The sequence below is a fragment of the Pelomonas sp. KK5 genome, assembly GCF_001984095.1.
GTDB lineage: Bacteria > Pseudomonadota > Gammaproteobacteria > Burkholderiales > Burkholderiaceae_C > KK5.
Map to the genome: position 1 here is coordinate 1 of NZ_LYVQ01000523.1, position 732 is coordinate 732.

Genomic DNA, 732 nt, shown 5'->3' on the forward strand with positions numbered 1-732 from the left:
AGGATGGCCTGCAGGACGTCGCCGCCGCGGTGACCGCCATCACCGCCAAGGACCTGGCACGTGAGCAGATCACCGACGTCAAGGCGCTCAGCGCGCGCGCTCCATCGCTGCTGATCACGGACACGCCGGTCGGCAAGAACAACATGATCATCGGGATGCGCGGCATCACGCCGACCTCGATCTCGTCCAACAACGATCCGACCGTCGGCATCTACGTCAACGGCGTCTACTACGCCCGCTCGGCAGGTGCGAACGCGGCGCTGGTGGACATGCAGCAGGTCGAGGTGATCCGCGGCCCGCAGGGGACGCTGTTCGGCCGCAACACGATCGGTGGCGCGCTGAACATGAGCACGCAGCGCCCGACGGACCGGCTGGAACGCTCGCTGCAGCTCGGCCTGGGCGACTACCAGCAGCGCACGGCGCAGGCGATCGTGAACGTGCCGCTGGCCGGCGAGACGCTTGCAGCGCGGGTCGTCGTCGACCACGCTGAACATGGCGGTTATGGCCGCACGTCGACGCTGAACCAGGAACTCGGCGACGAGAACCGGGACTATGTGCGGGCTACGCTGCGCCTGCGCCCCACCAGCCAGTGGGACATCGACCTCTACCTGGACCAGTTCAAGAGCCGGGCGAACTCCCAGATCTGGACGCTGACCTACTTCGATCCGGCCATTGCCAAGACCGCGCCGCTGACCGGCCTGGCGCCCTACGTGACCAGAGGCGGTTTCGACA

Annotated in this window: 1 protein-coding gene; it reads left to right on the forward strand. The window is 67.2% G+C overall.

Features of this window, described 5'->3' with window-relative positions; translation table 11 throughout:
- A partial coding sequence (locus B0W88_RS32105) for a TonB-dependent receptor plug domain-containing protein (protein WP_158080998.1) occupies window positions 1–732 on the forward strand: 732 nt, incomplete at both ends.